Here is a 15,013-nt window from a genome sequence, read left to right on the forward strand (position 1 = left end):
GTTATCCGTCGGAGGAACGCACAGCCTTGCCGGATAGTGCCACGTAGAACCCGAGGCCATCGCCGGCCGGGAGGGTCTGCAGGCGATCGACGAGGCCCTTGCGCTTCGCGTCGAGGAGCAGGCGCCCGATCGGCTGGAACAGGGTTTCGCCCCCGCCCTCCGGCGGTGGAGCCAGGCGGATCGCCACCGTCTTGCCCTTCCCGAAGCGACTGCGTTCCAGCATGTCCGCGAGGGAGGCCTCCGCGGTCGGACGATTGGTCTCGCGCAGGTCGAGGACCGATTCCGCATCGGTCACCCCGAGCGAACCGCGCAGCTTGTTGGCGTAGAAATCTTCGAAGTGGGGCACCGGGCGGCTCAGTCCTGGCTGGAGACGAAGATGGCGCGCATCGCAGCGCAACGCCATCGTAGCCGTCCGTCAGTCCCGGGCACAACGGGCTTCGATGCATCGCTCGCGTCCCCGGCGCGGAAGCCGTGCCGGGGACGCGACGACGGGGCGGCTCAGCCGTGCACGAGTACGTTGCGGAACTGCCAGGGATCGCTGGTGTCGATGTCCTCGGGGAACAGGCCCGGGCGACCGGTCAGCGGGGTCCAGTCGGTGTAGACCCCGACGACGGGGCCGAGATACGGCGTCTGCACCTCGAGGCAGCGCCGGAAGTCCATCTCGTCGGCCTCGACGATGCCGGCCTCCGGGTTCTCCAGGGCCCAGACCATGCCGGCGAGCACCGCCGAGGTGACCTGCAGGCCCGTGGCGTTCTGGTAGGGGGCGATGCGCCGGGTCTCCTCGATGGAAAGCTGCGAGCCGTACCAGTAGGCGTTCTTGGCGTGGCCGTAGAGGAGGACGCCGAGCTCGTCGATGCCGTCCACGATCTCGGTCTCGTCGAGGATGTGGTGCTGCTCCTGCACCTTGCCGCCGTTCCCGAACATCTCGTGAAGCGACAGGACCGCGTCGTTGGCCGGGTGATAGGCGTAGTGGCAGGTCGGGCGGTAGGCGGCGCGCTCGCCCTCCAGCACCGTGTAGTAGTCGGAGATCGAGACGGCCTCGTTGTGGGTCACGAGGAAGCCGAACTGCGACTGGGCGGTCGGCGTCCAGGAGCGCACGCGGGTGTCGGCGCCGGGCTGGAGCAGGTAGATCGCGCAGCGCGACCCCCTCTCCTGCTCACGGGCGTTCTCCGGCTTCCAGGTCTCGTGGGTGCCCCAACCGAGCTCGGCCGGCTGGTTGCCCTCGGAGACGAAGCCCTCCACCGACCAGGTGTTGACGAAGACGCCCATGGGCTTGGCCGACTTGGCGCGCTGGGTGTCGCGTTCGGCGATGTGGACGCCCTTGACGCCGACCTCGCGCATGAGCGCGGCCCAACCGGCGCGGTCCTTCGGCTCGGAGATCTTCAGCCCGAGATCGCCGGCGACGTTGAGGAGGGCCTGCTTCACGAACCACGACACCATGCCGGGATTGGCGCCGCAGCACGACACGGCGGTGATGCCGCCGGGGTTCGCGGTGCGGGCGTCCAGGATCTCCTGGCGCAGAGCGTAGTTGGTGCGGTCGCCCTGGCTCTTGGTCTTGTCGAAGTAGAAGCCCGGCCAGGGCTCCGCCACGGTGTCGATGTAGAAGGCGCCGAGTTCGCGGCACAGCTCCATGATCGCCCGCGACGAGGTGTCGACCGAGAGGTTCACACAGAAGCCCTGGCCGCCGCCCTCGGTGAGCAGGGGCGTCAGGATCTCGCGGTAGTTTTCCTTGGTCAGCGCGACCTGCTCGAAGCGCAGGCCGTGCTGATCGGCCAGGGCCTTGTGCGCGTCGGACGGCTCGATGACCGTGAAGCGGGCCTTGTCGTAGGCGAAGTGTCGCTCGATCAGCGGGAGCGTGCCGCGTCCGATGGAGCCGAAGCCGATCATCACGATGGGGCCGGTGATGCGGCCGTGGACGGGCCAGGTGGTGGCGGCTTCGGTCATGGGCGTGATGTCCTTCTCAGAGACGTGTCGTTTTCAGTCGTCGCACGGCGACCGCATGCCTTAGGCGGCGCAAATGACGAACAAGCGACGGGCTCAGTGACGTTTGCGGCTCCGGCGGTCAACCGCCAGGAAGCGACCGCGTCATGCGCCATGCACCAAGTCTTACGGAAGATTGAAGGGGCGCATGCCCTGAACGCAGGGCGACATCCCATCTCGGCGCATTGCGAGCGCGGTTCCACCAACCGATATTGCACTGCAACAGAACAAGAGCGACCCTAGACGAGGAAGCGTCCACCCCTTCGACGCCACGGACATCTGCCATGCTCGCACTCATCGCCTCGCGCCTCGCCGCTCCGGTCGACGAGCCCATCGACCGCGATCCCGGCATCATCACGCTCGCCGCCTCGCTGCTTCGCGCGGTGACGCGTCGCCACGAGGCCGCCTTTCAGCGCCGCTGCGACCTCGCTGCCAAGACCGACTATCACACTGCGATCTAACCGGCGGCTGCGCCGGAACGGCCGTCAGGCGACCCGTCGTCGGGACTCCGCGCCGATCTCGGTCACCGCCGGCCCCAGGGGGATGGGCGCCGCCTGATCCCAGGCGCCCGAAGCCCGCAGGATGCCCCGTGCGCCGGCCAGCGCGCCCGGACGCAGTTCCAGGCCGAGGAAGCGCTCGCGCGCGAACGGACCGGGCATGAACAGCCCCTCTGCACGCTCCGCCGAGAATCCGAAGCGCGCATAGTAGGGCGCGTCCCCCATCAGCAGCACCGCGCCGTGCCCGAGACGCTCCGCGCGACGCAGGGCCGCCCGCATGAGGATCGATCCGAGGCCGAGCCCCTGGATCGCCGGGTCGACCGCCAACGGCCCGAGCAGCAGGGCCGGACGCCGGGAACCCGCCTCGACATGCCAGAGACGGCAGGTGCCGACGACGCGACCGTCCTGCTCGGCGGCTAGGGCGAGGCCCTCCGCAGGAAGCCGCCCCTCGCGCAGGCGCTCGGACGTCTTCAGGCGGCGTGCCTCGCCGAAGCAGGCGTCGAGGAGGTGCTCGCGGGCGACGACGTCGCCTTCCACTTCATCACGGATCTGGACCAAGGCCGCACCCCTCCCGAACGTTGGTCAGGCGACAGGACGAATCCGTTCAGGCTGCGGCCGGGTCCGCCGGCCTGAACGGGACGGGCGTGGAGAGTTTCAACGCCGGGCGTCCCCATGGGGAATGCCCGGCATTCGCGTCATGACCGTGAAGGCGTTTAGATGACGTATTGCTGGAGGGGCGGGAAACCGTTGAAGGCGACCGCCGCGTAGGTCGTGGTGTAGGCGCCGGCCCCCTCGATCAGCACCTTGTCGCCGATGGAGAGCGACACCGGCAGCGGGTAGGGCACCTTCTCGTAAAGCACGTCCGCCGAGTCGCAGGTCGGGCCGGCGAGTACGCAGGGCGCCATGCGGTCCTCGTCATGCTCGGTGCGGATCGCGTAGCGGATCGACTCGTCCATGGTCTCGGCCAGGCCACCGAACTTGCCGATGTCGAGATAGACCCAGCGCACCTCGTCCTCGGCGTCGGACTTCTTCGAGACCAGCACCACCTCGGCTTCGATCACGCCGGCATTGCCGACCATGCCGCGACCCGGCTCGATGATGGTCTCCGGCATGTGGTTGCCGAAATGCTTGGTCAGGGCGCGGAAGATCGCGTCGCCGTACGATTCCACGCCCGGGACCGCCTTGAGGTACTTGGTCGGGAAGCCGCCACCGAGATTGACCATCGACAGGCTGATGCCGCGCAGGGCACACTCCTCGAAGATCGCGGCGGCGGAGGCGAGCGCGCCGTCCCAGGCACCGGTGTTGCCCTGCTGCGAGCCGACGTGAAACGAGACGCCATAGGCCGTGAGACCCTGGCGGTGGGCGTGCTCCAGCACGTCGACGGCCATCTCCGGCACGCAGCCGAACTTGCGCGACAGCGGCCATTCGGCCCCGGCCCCGTCGCAGAGGATGCGGCAGAACACCTGCACATCGGCAGCCGCGACGCCCGCGGCCTCGGCGGCCCGGGCGATCTTCTCGACCTCGGCCTGGCAATCGACGGCGAAGAGGCGCACGCCGAGCTTGAGCGCGCGGGTGATGCAGCGCTCCTTCTTGATGGTGTTGCCGAAGGAGACGCGGTCGGCGGTGGCGCCGGCAGCGAGCGCCATCTCCACCTCGACCACCGAGGCCGTGTCGAAGCAGGAGCCCATCTCGGCGAGGAGGCGCAGGACCTCGGGGGCCGGGTTCGCCTTCACGGCGTAGAATAACCGGGTGTCCGGCAGGGCACGGGCGAACGCGGTGTAGTTGTCGCGCACGACCTCGAGGTCGAGCACCATCACCGGGCCCTCGTCCTGGCCCATGTCGCGGCGTGCGCGGAGGAAATCGCGGATACGATCGGTCATGGTCGTTCCAACCCATAGGTTCGCGGCCGCCCTCAAGGGGCGCGCTGTCGAATGTCAGGACGACGTGAGCCGTCCGGCGTCTGGGGGCGCTGCGTCGCGACGCACCGCGTGCTTTGGAGACACGCGAAGCGCAGCGGGCGCGAGAGCACCCGGAAGCTGCCTTGGATTGGAAGGGAGGACCCCCACCGCACGCCGGGCAAAGAGAAACAAGCCTCTTCGGTGCCGGCCTTTGGAGGGCCGACGAGACCAAAAAAGCCCGTTCGTCGTTGCTTTAAGCTGCGTCCCCCGTGGAGAGCGGGGTTCGCCGGTTTCGCCTCCGGCTGCCGGTTGTTGTCGGGGTCCGGTGTTGCCACCTGGATGCCGGCCGGAGGGAATCCACCCTGTCGACCATCGATCCTTTAAGACCCCTGGCGGCTGTCCGGCAGTTGGCCGGATGCCCACCAACCGACACGCGGCCACAGGCACGTGCGAAATTGGGCAAGGCGCATATACGGTCAGGGTGTTCTCCCCACAAGGGAAAACCGCGATCTTTCACCCGAAACCGGGTTGTCTTCCTGGGCTGTTGCAGAAACGCCGCGGACACCGCCGTCCGGCCGACGATGGGCCCTTCCCAAGCCCGTGCGGACGGGCCATCAAGCGCACGGTTTTCCCACAGGCGCACCGGATCGCAGGACGATGTCAAAACCCAACCGGCGCAGAATCGTGCAGGGACTCGCGGCCACGACTCTCCTGGCAGCAACCGGGGAGGCGCGGGCCCAACGCCGCGAGGGGCGCCCGGAGACCCCGTTCGGCTTCGCCGACGTGGAGCGCCGGGCGCAGGACCTGGCCAAGGTCGCCCATGATCCGCGCGTCCCGGCCCTGCCGGCACCGATCGCCAAGCTCGACTACGACGCCTGGCGCGACATCCGCTTCAAGCCCGACAAGGCCTTCCTCGGGGAGGGGAGCCCGTTCCGGCTCCAGCTCTTCCATCTCGGCTTCCTCTACACCCGTCCGGTGACGGTGAACCTCGTGCGCGGTGGCGTGGCGACGCCGATCCCCTACCAGTCGAGCCTCTACGACATGGGGCGCACCAAGCTCGACAAGGCGTTGCCGGTCGATCTCGGCTTCGCCGGTCTGCGCATCCATGCGCCGCTGAACAAGCCGAACCTGCTCGACGAGCTCGTCGTCTTCCTCGGGGCCAGCTACTATCGCTTCCTCGGACGCGATCAGCTCTACGGGCTTTCGGCCCGGGGGCTGGCGGTCAACGTCGAGGGGCAGGGCGGTCCGGAGGAGTTTCCGGTGTTCCGCGAGTTCTGGGTGGGCGCGCCAGAGAAAGCCGACGATGCCCTGACGCTCTACGCGCTCCTCGACAGCCCGTCGCTCACCGGCGCCTACCAGTTCACCGTGACGCCGGGTGACGAGACCAGCGTGGCGGTGCGCGCCACCCTGATCCCGCGGGTCGACCTCGCGACGGTGGGCCTGGCACCGCTCACCTCGATGTTCTTCATCGGCGAGAACGACCGCTGCCACGCCGACGATTACCGGCCGGAACTTCACGACTCCGACGGGCTTCAGATCGCGGCGGGCAGCGGGGAATGGCTGTGGCGCCCGCTGCACAATCCGCGCGACCGGCGCATCTCCAGCTTCATCGACCGCGACCCGAAGGGCTTCGGGCTGATGCAGCGCGATCGGACCTTCGAGACCTACCAGGACCTCGAAGCCTCCTACGACCGCCGGCCCGGCTATTTCGTGGAACCGGACGGCCCCTGGGGGGAGGGCGCGGTGATGTTGATGGAGCTTCCCACCGACACCGAGACCAACGACAACGTCGTCGCGTGCTGGCGGCCGGCGAACCCCTATCCGGCGGGCACGCCGGTCCCACTGTCCTACCGGGTTCGCGCCGTCGGCGGCGCCCCCCTCCATCCGGGGGGGCGCGTGATCAACACGTTCAGCGTCGCCCCAATGGCCAGCGGCACCGCCAAGGCCGAGGAGACCAAGGGCGGCCTGACGCGGCGCTTCCTCGTGGATTTCGCCGGCGGCGACCTCGACTACTATCGCGCCGATCCGAGCCGGGTGGAGGTGGTGGCCAGCACCTCCACCGGCCACATCACGCACAGTTCGGTGACGCCGAACCCGCATATCCGCGGCCTGCGGGCCGCTTTCGACGTGACCCTGGAGGCGCCGGGCCAGGCGACGGACCTGCGCGTCTTCCTGCGGGCCTCCGGCCGTGCCCTGTCGGAAACCTGGGTCTATCCCTGGACGGCCCGGTGAGGGCGCCCTCGATCCAGCCCGATCCGGCGCCGGTGGTGGAGATCCGCCCCGCGACCCTGGCCGACCTCGACGCCCTGGTGGCCCTCGAACACGCCGCCTTCGCCAGCGACCGTGCCGAGCGGCGGGCGATCCGCCACGCGATTCGCTCGGCCAGCATGTCGCTTCTCGTCGCGCTCACCCACGACGCGGCGGGGCAGGCGACCCTGGTGGGCTCCGCCACCCTGGAGCGCCGACGCGGCAGCCGCAGCGCTCGCCTCTCCTCCATCGCCGTGTCCCCGGCGCGGGCCGGTCTCGGGCTCGGCAGCCTCGTCCTCGATGCCGCCGAAGCGGATGCGCGCTCTCATGGCTGCGCACGCCTGCGCCTCGAGGTCCGAGCCGACAACGGTGCCGGAATCCGGCTCTACGAACGGCGGGGCTACACGCGCTTCGCCGCCATCCCGGATTACTACGAGGATGGCATGGAAGCCTGGCGCTACGAAAAGATCCTCTGAAACGCGTAAGCCCACCCCGGTTGGACCGGAGCGGGCGTTGCAGCCATCCGAACTCGGACGCTGGGTTCAGTCGCAGCTCTCCTTGGTGACCGTCTTGCGGTCGCCGAGATCGTTCTCCTTGGTCACGGTCTTCGAGGAGCACCCGTCGCTGGATTCCCGGCGCTCGACCGTGCGGCTCTCGGTGGACGGACGGTCGACAACGACGGTGTCGGGTGCATCGCGGCGGATGACCGTGGTCTCCGCCTGCACGGCCGAAGCGCCGAACAGCGTTGCCAGGGTGAGGGCGGCGATGATGGGGTTGCGCATGAACATCTCCCTTGAGGAAAATCTGCAGCCCCAACGGCGTTCATCCAGAAACCGTTCCGCTTGTTGGGTGGCGGACCAGCCGAAATCTTCTGGATCTCGTCCCCTCGGTGAACGATGCCCTGCCGACTTCGTCCTAGACCTTACGCGAGGGCCCCGGCGACGACGCTGGCGTAGGGCGTCGTCGGCCGGCCGATCAGGTCGCGCAGGGCGTGGCCGTCGTCGAACAGGGCACCTTGGGCGGCGCCGGCATCGGAATCCGCGAGGAGGCGCGCAACCCCTTCCGGTAGGCCCGCCGCGAGGAGGGCCGCCGCGTAATCCGCGGACGGCAGATCCTGGTAGCGGAGCGGCCGGCCGGAGGCCCGCGCGGCTTCCGCCGCGAAGTCGGGCAGGGTGTAGGCCTCGTCTCCCGCCAATTCGTAGATGCGCCCGGCTGCTTGGTCACCGGTGAGCACCGCGGCGGCGGCCTCGGCGTAGTCGGCACGGGCGGCGCTGGAGATCCGTCCCGTCCCGGCGCTTCCGAGCAGGACGCCGTGCGCGAGGGCCGACGGCAGGGACGCCGTATAGTTCTCGGTGTACCAGCCATTGCGCAGGATGATGGCGGGCAGGCCGGACTCCGTGAGGATCGCCTCGGTGGCGCGATGCTCCTCGGCAAGTCCGAGCGGCGAGGTGTCTGCGTGCAGCAGGCTGGTATAGGCGATCAGACCAACGCGCGCCCGGGCGGCGGCCGCGATGACGTTCCGGTGCTGGGCCACGCGCTGACCGATCTCGCTGGAGGAAATCAGCAGCAGCCGTTCGATTCCCGCGAAAGCCTCCGCGAGGGTTTCCGGGAGGGCGTAGTCGGCCACGCGCACCGCGACGCCCTGTGCGCGAAGGTCCTGCGCCGCCGGGCCTTCGCCCTGCCGGACGCCGGCGACGATCCGGGCGGCGGGGACCCGCCGCAGGAGGGCCGCGATCACGAGCCGTCCGAGTTGGCCGGTGGCTCCAGTGACGAACAGTCTCGATGACGGAATCTGGGACATGTCGGGCTGCCTCGTGGTTCTGACTCTCCACAAGGTCTATAAAAGAGACCGACAGGCCCCGTAAGGCGGCAGGTTTTCGAACCCTGGTTACCCGGAGGGAACCGCCCATGACCGATGGCCCTGATCTCGCGGAGCGGTTCGCGGCTTGGCAGGATCTCGGCTTCGACCCGCATCACTGCCCGGTTCGCGACGTGCTGAGTCACCTCGGCGACAAGTGGACGACCCTCATCATCGCGTCCCTTGCCGGCGGCACCCGCCGGTTCGGCGCCATCCACCGGGTGATCCCCGACATCTCGAAGCGGATGCTGACGCAGACCCTGCGCGACCTGGAGCGCGACGGCCTCGTCACACGGCGCGTGTTTCCCACGAGCCCTCCCAGCGTCGAATACAGCCTGACGCCCCTGGGTGGTTCGTTGCTCCGGCCCCTCGCCGGGCTGGTGGATTGGGCGGAGCGGAATCACCCCGCCATCCGCGCGGCCCGGATACAGTTCCAAGCCGAGCCGTGAGGGGCTAAATCCGGCCGCTCAACCCTCGATGCGCGAGAAGTCCGCGACCTCGCGGGTCGCCGCCCGCAGAGCGTTGAGCAGGGCGAGGCGGTTCTCGCGCAGGGCCGGCTCATCGGCATTCACCGTGACCCGCTCGAAGAACGCATCCACCGGAGCGCGCAGCGTGGAGAGAGCCTGCATGGCCCCGGCGAAATCCTCCGCCGCAACGGCCGCCGACGCAGTCTCGCGCGCCGCCACCAGGGCTTCGGCGAGGGCCCGCTCCTCCGGCTCGCCACGGGCGGCCAGGGCCGTGTCGGGGGCAGCGTCGTAGGCGCGGCCGTCCTTCTTCTCCTCGATGCGCAGGATGTTGGCGGCGCGCTTGTAGCCGGCCAGCAGATTCCGGCCGTCGTCGGTCTCGAGGAAGCTGCCCAGGGCCTCGACACGACGGACCACCATCAGCAGATCGTCCTGGCCCGGCAGGGCGAAGACGGCGTCGATGAGGTCGTGGCGGGCGCCCTTGTCGCGCAGGTAGACCTTCAGGCGATCGGCGAAGAAGGCGAGGAGGCTCGCGGCATCCGCGTCAGCGGCGCTCGCAGGCGCGTCGTCCTTCGCCGGGTTGCCGTAGTTCGCATGGCCGTCGGCGGCGGCTTGATAGCCGTCGCCAAGCAGCGACAGCTTGACGGTGTTCTCGATGAGCAGCCGGATCACTCCGAGCGCCGCGCGGCGCAGGGCGTAGGGGTCCTTGCTGCCCGTCGGCTTCTCGTCGATGGACCAGAACCCCACGAGGGTGTCGAGCTTGTCGGCGAGCGCCACGGCCACGGCGACGGCATCGGTGGGGACCCGGTCGGAAGGACCGACCGGCTTGTAGTGGTCCTCGATCGCCGCTGCGACACTCGAAGGTTCGCCCTGCAGTGCCGCATACTTGCGCCCCATCAGACCCTGAAGCTCGGGAAACTCGCCGACCATCTCGGTGACGAGGTCCGCTTTGGCGAGCGTCGCGGCACGCTCGGCCTGGTCCGGGTCGGCGCCGACCAGGGGTGCCAGCTCGCGGGCCAGGGCCGCGATGCGCTGCACGCGCGCGCCCTGCGTGCCGAGCTTCTCGTGGAACACGATGCTGTCGAGCTTCGGCAGCCGGTCCTCGAGGCGGATCGCCTTGTCGGTCTCCCAGAAGAACTTGGCGTCCGACAGGCGTGCGCGCACCACCCGCTCGTTGCCGGCAGTGATGGCGAGGCCACCGTCACTGGCGACCAGATTCGAGGTCAGGACGAAGGCCGGCGCGAGGGTGTCGGTGCCGGCTTGGCGCAGGACGAAGCACTTCTGGTTGGCCCGGATGGTGGCGCGGATGGCCTCCGACGGGATGTCGAGGAAGGCCTCGTCGAAGGAGCCCATCAGCACCACGGGCCATTCGACGAGGCCGGCGACCTCCTCCAGCAACCCCTCGTCCTCCACCAGTTCGAGGCCCCGCGCGAAGGCGAGGTCGCGGGCGTCGTGCAGGATGATGTTTTTGCGCCGCTCCACGTCGAGCACGACCTTCGCGCGCTCCAGGGCCTGCACGTAATCGTCGAAGCGCCGGACCTCGATGGCCTCCGGCGCCAGGAATCGGTGGCCGTAGGTCGTGGTTCCGGCAACGATGCCGTCCACCGCGAACGGCACCACGTCCGGCGTCTCGGTCTCCGGTCCGAAGGTGGCCACGATGGACTGGAGCGGACGCACCCAACGGAGGGCGCCCGGTTGTGCCGAGGCCTTGCCCCAGCGCATCGATTTCGGCCACGGGAAGCCGCGGATGATCTGCGGCAGGATCTCGGCGAGGACGTCGAGGGTCTCGCGCCCGGGCCGCTCGATCACCGCGACGTAGAATTCGCCCTTCTTCGGGTCGTTGACGATGGTCGCCTGATCGAGGCTCGCCAGCCCAGCACTCTTCAGGAAGCCCTGGACCGCGCCCTCCGGTGCCCCGACCCGGGGCCCTTTGCGCTCCTCGCGCACGTCCTGGCCGCGCGGCGGCAGGCCGGCCACGTGCAGCGCCAGCCGACGCGGCGTTGCGAAGGCCTTGGCGCCCTCGTAGAGGAAGCCGCGCTCCACGAGGGCGTCGGTGACGAGCTTCTTCAGGTCGTCGGCCGCCCGCCGCTGCATGCGGGCGGGAATCTCTTCGGAGCGCAGTTCGAGGAGGAGGTCGGGCATGGGATCAGGCGGCGTCCAGGTGATGGTGTTCGGGGTGACGGGCGCGGTCGGCGTTGCGGATCACGCCGCGCCACCACCCGCCGTGCGCAGGTACGCCGCCCCGCAGGCCTTCGCGAGTTCGCGCACCCGCAGGATGTAGCTCTGGCGCTCGGTCACCGAGATGACGCCCCGGGCGTCGAGCAGGTTGAAGACGTGGCTCGCCTTGATGCACTGGTCGTAGGCCGGCTGCGCCATCCGGTGCCGGCCGGTCTCGTCCTCCGGCGCACCGGCGTCGAGATAGGTCCGGCAGGCCTTTTCCGCGTCGGTGAACTGGCGAAACAGCATGGCGGTGTCCGCCGCCTCGAAGTTGTGGCGGGAATATTCCTGCTCGGACTGGAGAAAGACGTCGCCGTACGACACCCGATCCTCGCCCGTCCCACCATTGAAATTCAGGTCGTAGACGTTCTCGACGCCCTGGACGTACATTGCCAGCCGCTCAAGCCCGTAGGTGAGTTCGCCCGCCACGGGGGCGCACTCGAAGCCGGCGACCTGCTGGAAATAGGTGAACTGGCTCACCTCCATGCCGTCGCACCAGCACTCCCAGCCGAGGCCCCAGGCCCCGAGGGTCGGGCTCTCCCAGTCGTCCTCGACGAAGCGGATGTCGTGCAGCTTCAAGTCGACCCCGATGGCGTCGAGGGAAGCGAGGTAGAGCTCCTGCAGGTTGGGCGGGTTCGGCTTCAGGATCACCTGGAACTGGTAATAGTGCTGCAGCCGGTTCGGGTTCTCGCCGTAGCGGCCATCCTTCGGCCGCCGCGAAGGCTGGACATAGGCGGCCTTCCAGGACTTCGGGCCGAGCGCCCGCAGGGTCGTCGCCGGATGGAAGGTACCTGCACCGACTTCCATGTCGTAGGGCTGCAGGATCACGCAGCCCTGCGCCGCCCAGAATCGCTGCAGGGTCAGGATCAGGCCCTGGAACGAGGTTTTGGGCGCGAGATCGACGGCGCTCGACATGGGTTTTCCGGTCCGTGGAGGGGCGGCCAGCGTTTAAGAGGCGGCCCGGTTGTGTCAAGCGACGGCACCGCACCATGGGCGTGCGTCGCCACACACAATTCGGCCACGATTCGCCTTAGCGGTGGAACGGTCTCGCTTGCTGCCAAGTTTATTGGGCAATCAAGGGGTTCTCACCGTCCTCAAGGGCGGTCGACAATTTGGAACATCGCGCCATGCGCTCGTCCTTCACAGTCTTCGCCGCCCTCGTCGCAGCATCCCTGGTGGCCACCCCGCTGGTGATCACGGCGTCGAACGCGCTCGCCACGGCGGAGTATTCGGATACGGTCACGATGCCCGCCGCCGTGACGCCGATCGAGGTCGCGGCCGTGCCGGCCCCCGCCGTTGCCGAGACCTGCGCCCGGAAGGTCCGGGTGGTCTATGCCGGTTACGGCACCGAGAGCTGCAAGCGCTGAAATCCGCAAACGCTGAGATCCTACAAGCCGTAGCGGGCGAAGGCCGCGCGATCCTCGATCGCTGCCAGAACTTCGCCCGCGACGCTGCTGCCGGGCACCGAGCGCCGCAACAGTCGAGCGACGAGCGAGCCCTTCTTCTCGGCGATAAAGACGAGGTCGACCTTGTCGCCGTAGCGTGCCCGCAGGGTCGAGCGGGCATCCCCCAGGCCGTCGACGAGACCCAGCGGTAGCGCCTGCTGGCCGGTCCAGACAGCCCCCGTGAACAGGTTTTCGCCATTAGGCGCGAGCCTCGGGCGGCGGGCGCCGACGAGGGCCGTGAACAGGGCCTGCACGTCCGTCTGGATAGCCCTGAGACGCGCCACGTCGGCCGGATCCTCCGGACGGAACGGGTCGAGCATTCCCTTGGCCTCACCCTGGGTGTGCACCCGGCGATCGATGCCGATGCGCTCGATCAGCCGGTCGAATCCAAACCCGGCCGAGACGACGCCGATCGATCCGACCAGCGACATCGGATCGGCGATGATCTCGTCGGCCGCGCAGGCGATCATGTAGCCGCCTGACGCCGCGACATCCTCCACGAAGGCCAGGACCGGAAGCTTCTTCTCGGCCGCCAGGGCGCGGATGCGCTGGTGAATCAGGTGCGATTGCGCCGGAGCGCCGCCGGGTGAGTTGATGACCAGCGCGACGGCGGCGATGCCGGGCGTCGCGAAGGCGCGATCGAGGCTGCTCGCGAGACTGCCGATCGACAGTCCGGCGCGGAACGGCGACACGGCGCCGATCGCCCCGCTGAGCCGCAGGACGGCGACGCGCGGCTCCGCACGGCGCCAGCGTCGGGGAAGCAGCGCGCGCAGGGGACCAGGCAGGGAAACGGGCATGCGGCCTCGACTCGGATCGGAGGAGCGGAAGGGTGTTGCGCGTCGGCCACGGAGGGCAGGGTCGCTCGAGCGGTGAGGTGGGGCGGGGCGAACCCTTTTGCCAGCGTCGCCGTTGTCGCCTCACGCCGCCGCATCGTGGCGGCCCGCGCGCCTCCCGGGGAGGCCCGCGCAGCAGCGAAGGAGACGCAACCATGCGCATGATGCGTTGGATGGCCCTGGCACTCGGCATGCTGGCCGGTGCGATGGGATTTGGAGCGACGACGACCGCCGCGCCGATGCCCGTGGCGGGTATCGAGGCCGGTGCGCAGGCCCCCCTGGTGGCGCAGGCCCGGTGGCACGGACATCGGCGTCATTGGCATCACCGCCGGCACTGGCACCATCGCCACCACGGGTATCGCCGCCACCATTGGCGCCGGCACCACGGCTGGGGCCACCGCCATCACGGCTGGCATCGGCCTTATCGGGTCCGGACGTTCTACTGAGCGCGCCCCTCAGGGGACCTCGACGCCGGCATCGACCCACCCGCGACCCTCGTGAAGGGCCGCGGCGTGCGGGGTGAAGCGGCCCTCGTCGTCATGAAGGACGACGGGCGGCAGGAGTCGCAGCGGAGCCCGGCTTCCCTTCACGCCGCTCACGAGGATGCGGATCGCCGGCTGATTCCGCCTGGCGTGGACCGGCCGGATCGCCAGCGCGCCGAAGCGGCCGCGGGCGGCGTCGAGGCAGGCGGGGAGGTGATCCGCCCGGTGGATCAGGCCGAGCCGACCTTGTGGGCGGAGCAGATCGACGCAGCTGCGCATCCAGGCCTCGATCCCGCCGTCCGAAAAGGTATGCGCGCTGGCTTTGCCGATCACGGGGGAGGGCCGGTGTCGTCCGGGCTCGAAGTAGGGCGGGTTCGTCAGGAGGAGGTCGGCGAGGCCGGGCGTCAGGCCATCGGCCTGCCGACGCAGTCCGGGCGCCAGCACGTCCGCCTCGATGACCGTCGTGCGGTTTACCAAGCCATTCGCCTCTGCGTTGCACCGGGCGTAAGCCGCCAGGTCCGGGTCGCGTTCCACCAGCACCACGCGGCAGTCGGGGCTCCGCAGGGCCACCGCGAGGCCCACCGCACCGCTCGCCGCCCCGACGTCGCAGACGACCGCACCGGGCTCGGGTGCCAGGAGCCCCGCCAGAAGGACCGCGTCCGTGCCGGCCCGATGCGCGCCGCGCGGCGGCTGGATCAGGCGAAGCCGTCCGCCGAGCCAGAGATCGGCCCCGGGCTCAGGCATCCCGCAACTCGTGGGCGAGGCCCGCATCCGTGAGGAGGCGGCGCGCCTGCATCGCCTGATCCCGCGGCACCAGGAGACGCCGCGCGAAGGCGCCGATGGAGCCTTCGAGAAAGCTCATGTGCTGGTCGGCGACGAGGGCCGGAATGGCTGCGGCCTCCAGGATCGACTGGGCGAACCCGATCAGGACCACGTCGTTGCTGCGAATGAGTTCGGTCATACACGCTCTCCCCGGCGCCATCCCGGGCACCGCCCCTGAATGTATAGCTTGCGGCATGGTGCGTGTTGCAGCGCCTCCGGGCGCATGCGATGGGGTGTCACGGACGCGGTCGATTGGATCGCGCCGCGTTG

The 15,013-nt window shown here is 69.4% G+C and carries 17 protein-coding genes; 6 read left to right on the plus strand and 11 right to left on the minus strand.

Annotated features, from left to right (window positions below; all coding sequences use genetic code 11):
- Nucleotide 1 precedes the first annotated feature (1 nt).
- Both ASF18_RS18015 and ASF18_RS18020 read right to left on the minus strand, forming a co-directional pair.
- Nucleotides 2-346 carry a hypothetical protein gene (locus ASF18_RS18015; protein ID WP_056210929.1) on the minus strand — a complete coding sequence of 115 codons (345 nt, stop codon included), beginning with the start codon at nt 344-346 and terminating at the stop codon, nt 2-4.
- 152 nt (nt 347-498) lie between these two features.
- Complete coding sequence (locus tag ASF18_RS18020; RefSeq protein WP_056353658.1) at nt 499-1,944, minus strand: homospermidine synthase; 1,446 nt, start codon at nt 1,942-1,944, stop codon at nt 499-501.
- 320 nt (nt 1,945-2,264) lie between these two features.
- Between ASF18_RS18020 and ASF18_RS24335 the strand changes: the two genes are divergently transcribed.
- Nucleotides 2,265-2,441, plus strand: a complete 177-nt coding sequence (locus ASF18_RS24335; protein WP_200917634.1) for a hypothetical protein — start codon at nt 2,265-2,267, stop codon at nt 2,439-2,441.
- Between the two features lie 24 nt (nt 2,442-2,465).
- On the opposite strand, the gene ASF18_RS18025 is transcribed toward ASF18_RS24335, so the two are convergent.
- Together ASF18_RS18025 and ASF18_RS18030 are read right to left on the minus strand one after the other, a co-directional pair.
- Nucleotides 2,466-3,035: an N-acetyltransferase gene (locus ASF18_RS18025; RefSeq protein WP_056353661.1), complete on the minus strand. Its 570-nt coding sequence runs from the start codon at nt 3,033-3,035 to the stop codon at nt 2,466-2,468.
- 155 nt (nt 3,036-3,190) lie between these two features.
- On the minus strand, nt 3,191-4,357 hold the full coding sequence (locus tag ASF18_RS18030; RefSeq protein ID WP_056353664.1) for a type III PLP-dependent enzyme: 1,167 nt from the start codon (nt 4,355-4,357) through the stop codon (nt 3,191-3,193).
- Nucleotides 4,358-5,032: 675 nt separating this feature from the next.
- Here ASF18_RS18030 and ASF18_RS24870 point away from each other — a divergent pair.
- Together ASF18_RS24870 and ASF18_RS24875 are read left to right on the plus strand one after the other, a co-directional pair.
- Nucleotides 5,033-6,607: a glucan biosynthesis protein G gene (locus ASF18_RS24870; protein ID WP_056353669.1), complete on the plus strand. Its 1,575-nt coding sequence runs from the start codon at nt 5,033-5,035 to the stop codon at nt 6,605-6,607.
- A complete protein-coding gene (locus ASF18_RS24875; protein WP_056272881.1) occupies nt 6,604-7,098 on the plus strand; it encodes an N-acetyltransferase in 495 nt (164 codons plus the stop codon). Before ASF18_RS24870 ends, ASF18_RS24875 begins: the two co-directional genes overlap by 4 nt.
- A 66-nt stretch (nt 7,099-7,164) precedes the next feature.
- Here the strand turns inward: ASF18_RS24875 and ASF18_RS18045 are convergent, their stop codons facing one another.
- Both ASF18_RS18045 and ASF18_RS18050 read right to left on the minus strand, forming a co-directional pair.
- Nucleotides 7,165-7,404 carry a hypothetical protein gene (locus ASF18_RS18045; protein WP_056211425.1) on the minus strand — a complete coding sequence of 80 codons (240 nt, stop codon included), beginning with the start codon at nt 7,402-7,404 and terminating at the stop codon, nt 7,165-7,167.
- A 140-nt stretch (nt 7,405-7,544) separates the two neighbouring features.
- Nucleotides 7,545-8,423, minus strand: a complete 879-nt coding sequence (locus ASF18_RS18050; protein ID WP_056353672.1) for an SDR family oxidoreductase — start codon at nt 8,421-8,423, stop codon at nt 7,545-7,547.
- Between the two features lie 107 nt (nt 8,424-8,530).
- Here ASF18_RS18050 and ASF18_RS18055 point away from each other — a divergent pair, with 107 nt between their 5' ends.
- Nucleotides 8,531-8,929, plus strand: coding sequence for a helix-turn-helix domain-containing protein (locus tag ASF18_RS18055; protein ID WP_056353675.1), 399 nt, complete (start codon nt 8,531-8,533; stop codon nt 8,927-8,929).
- 18 nt (nt 8,930-8,947) lie between these two features.
- On the opposite strand, the gene glyS is transcribed toward ASF18_RS18055, so the two are convergent.
- Both glyS and ASF18_RS18065 read right to left on the minus strand, forming a co-directional pair.
- Complete coding sequence (gene glyS / locus ASF18_RS18060) at nt 8,948-11,086, minus strand: glycine--tRNA ligase subunit beta (RefSeq protein ID WP_056353679.1); 2,139 nt, start codon at nt 11,084-11,086, stop codon at nt 8,948-8,950.
- Between the two features lie 60 nt (nt 11,087-11,146).
- A complete protein-coding gene (locus ASF18_RS18065) occupies nt 11,147-12,076 on the minus strand; it encodes a glycine--tRNA ligase subunit alpha (protein ID WP_056353681.1) in 930 nt (309 codons plus the stop codon).
- 212 nt (nt 12,077-12,288) lie between these two features.
- Between ASF18_RS18065 and ASF18_RS18070 the strand changes: the two genes are divergently transcribed.
- Entirely contained in the window at nt 12,289-12,528 is a 240-nt protein-coding gene (locus ASF18_RS18070) for a hypothetical protein (protein ID WP_056353684.1), read from the plus strand.
- Nucleotides 12,529-12,548: 20 nt separating this feature from the next.
- On the opposite strand, the gene ASF18_RS18075 is transcribed toward ASF18_RS18070, so the two are convergent.
- A complete protein-coding gene (locus tag ASF18_RS18075; protein WP_056353688.1) occupies nt 12,549-13,403 on the minus strand; it encodes a S49 family peptidase in 855 nt (284 codons plus the stop codon).
- Nucleotides 13,404-13,594: 191 nt separating this feature from the next.
- On the opposite strand from ASF18_RS18075, the gene ASF18_RS23205 reads away from it, so the two are divergent.
- Complete coding sequence (locus tag ASF18_RS23205; RefSeq protein ID WP_156649928.1) at nt 13,595-13,885, plus strand: hypothetical protein; 291 nt, start codon at nt 13,595-13,597, stop codon at nt 13,883-13,885.
- Nucleotides 13,886-13,894: 9 nt separating this feature from the next.
- Here the strand turns inward: ASF18_RS23205 and ASF18_RS18080 are convergent, their stop codons facing one another.
- Both ASF18_RS18080 and ASF18_RS18085 read right to left on the minus strand, forming a co-directional pair.
- The gene (locus ASF18_RS18080) at nt 13,895-14,665 is read right to left on the minus strand and encodes a methyltransferase (RefSeq protein WP_056353690.1); all 771 of its coding nucleotides are present in this window, start codon (nt 14,663-14,665) and stop codon (nt 13,895-13,897) included.
- Nucleotides 14,658-14,882 carry a DUF2007 domain-containing protein gene (locus ASF18_RS18085; RefSeq protein ID WP_056272859.1) on the minus strand — a complete coding sequence of 75 codons (225 nt, stop codon included), beginning with the start codon at nt 14,880-14,882 and terminating at the stop codon, nt 14,658-14,660. The genes ASF18_RS18080 and ASF18_RS18085 overlap by 8 nt, the downstream gene beginning before the upstream one ends.
- Between the last annotated feature and the right edge of the window lie 131 nt (nt 14,883-15,013).

This window comes from Methylobacterium sp. Leaf89, from assembly GCF_001422215.1.
Taxonomy (GTDB): domain Bacteria; phylum Pseudomonadota; class Alphaproteobacteria; order Rhizobiales; family Beijerinckiaceae; genus Methylobacterium.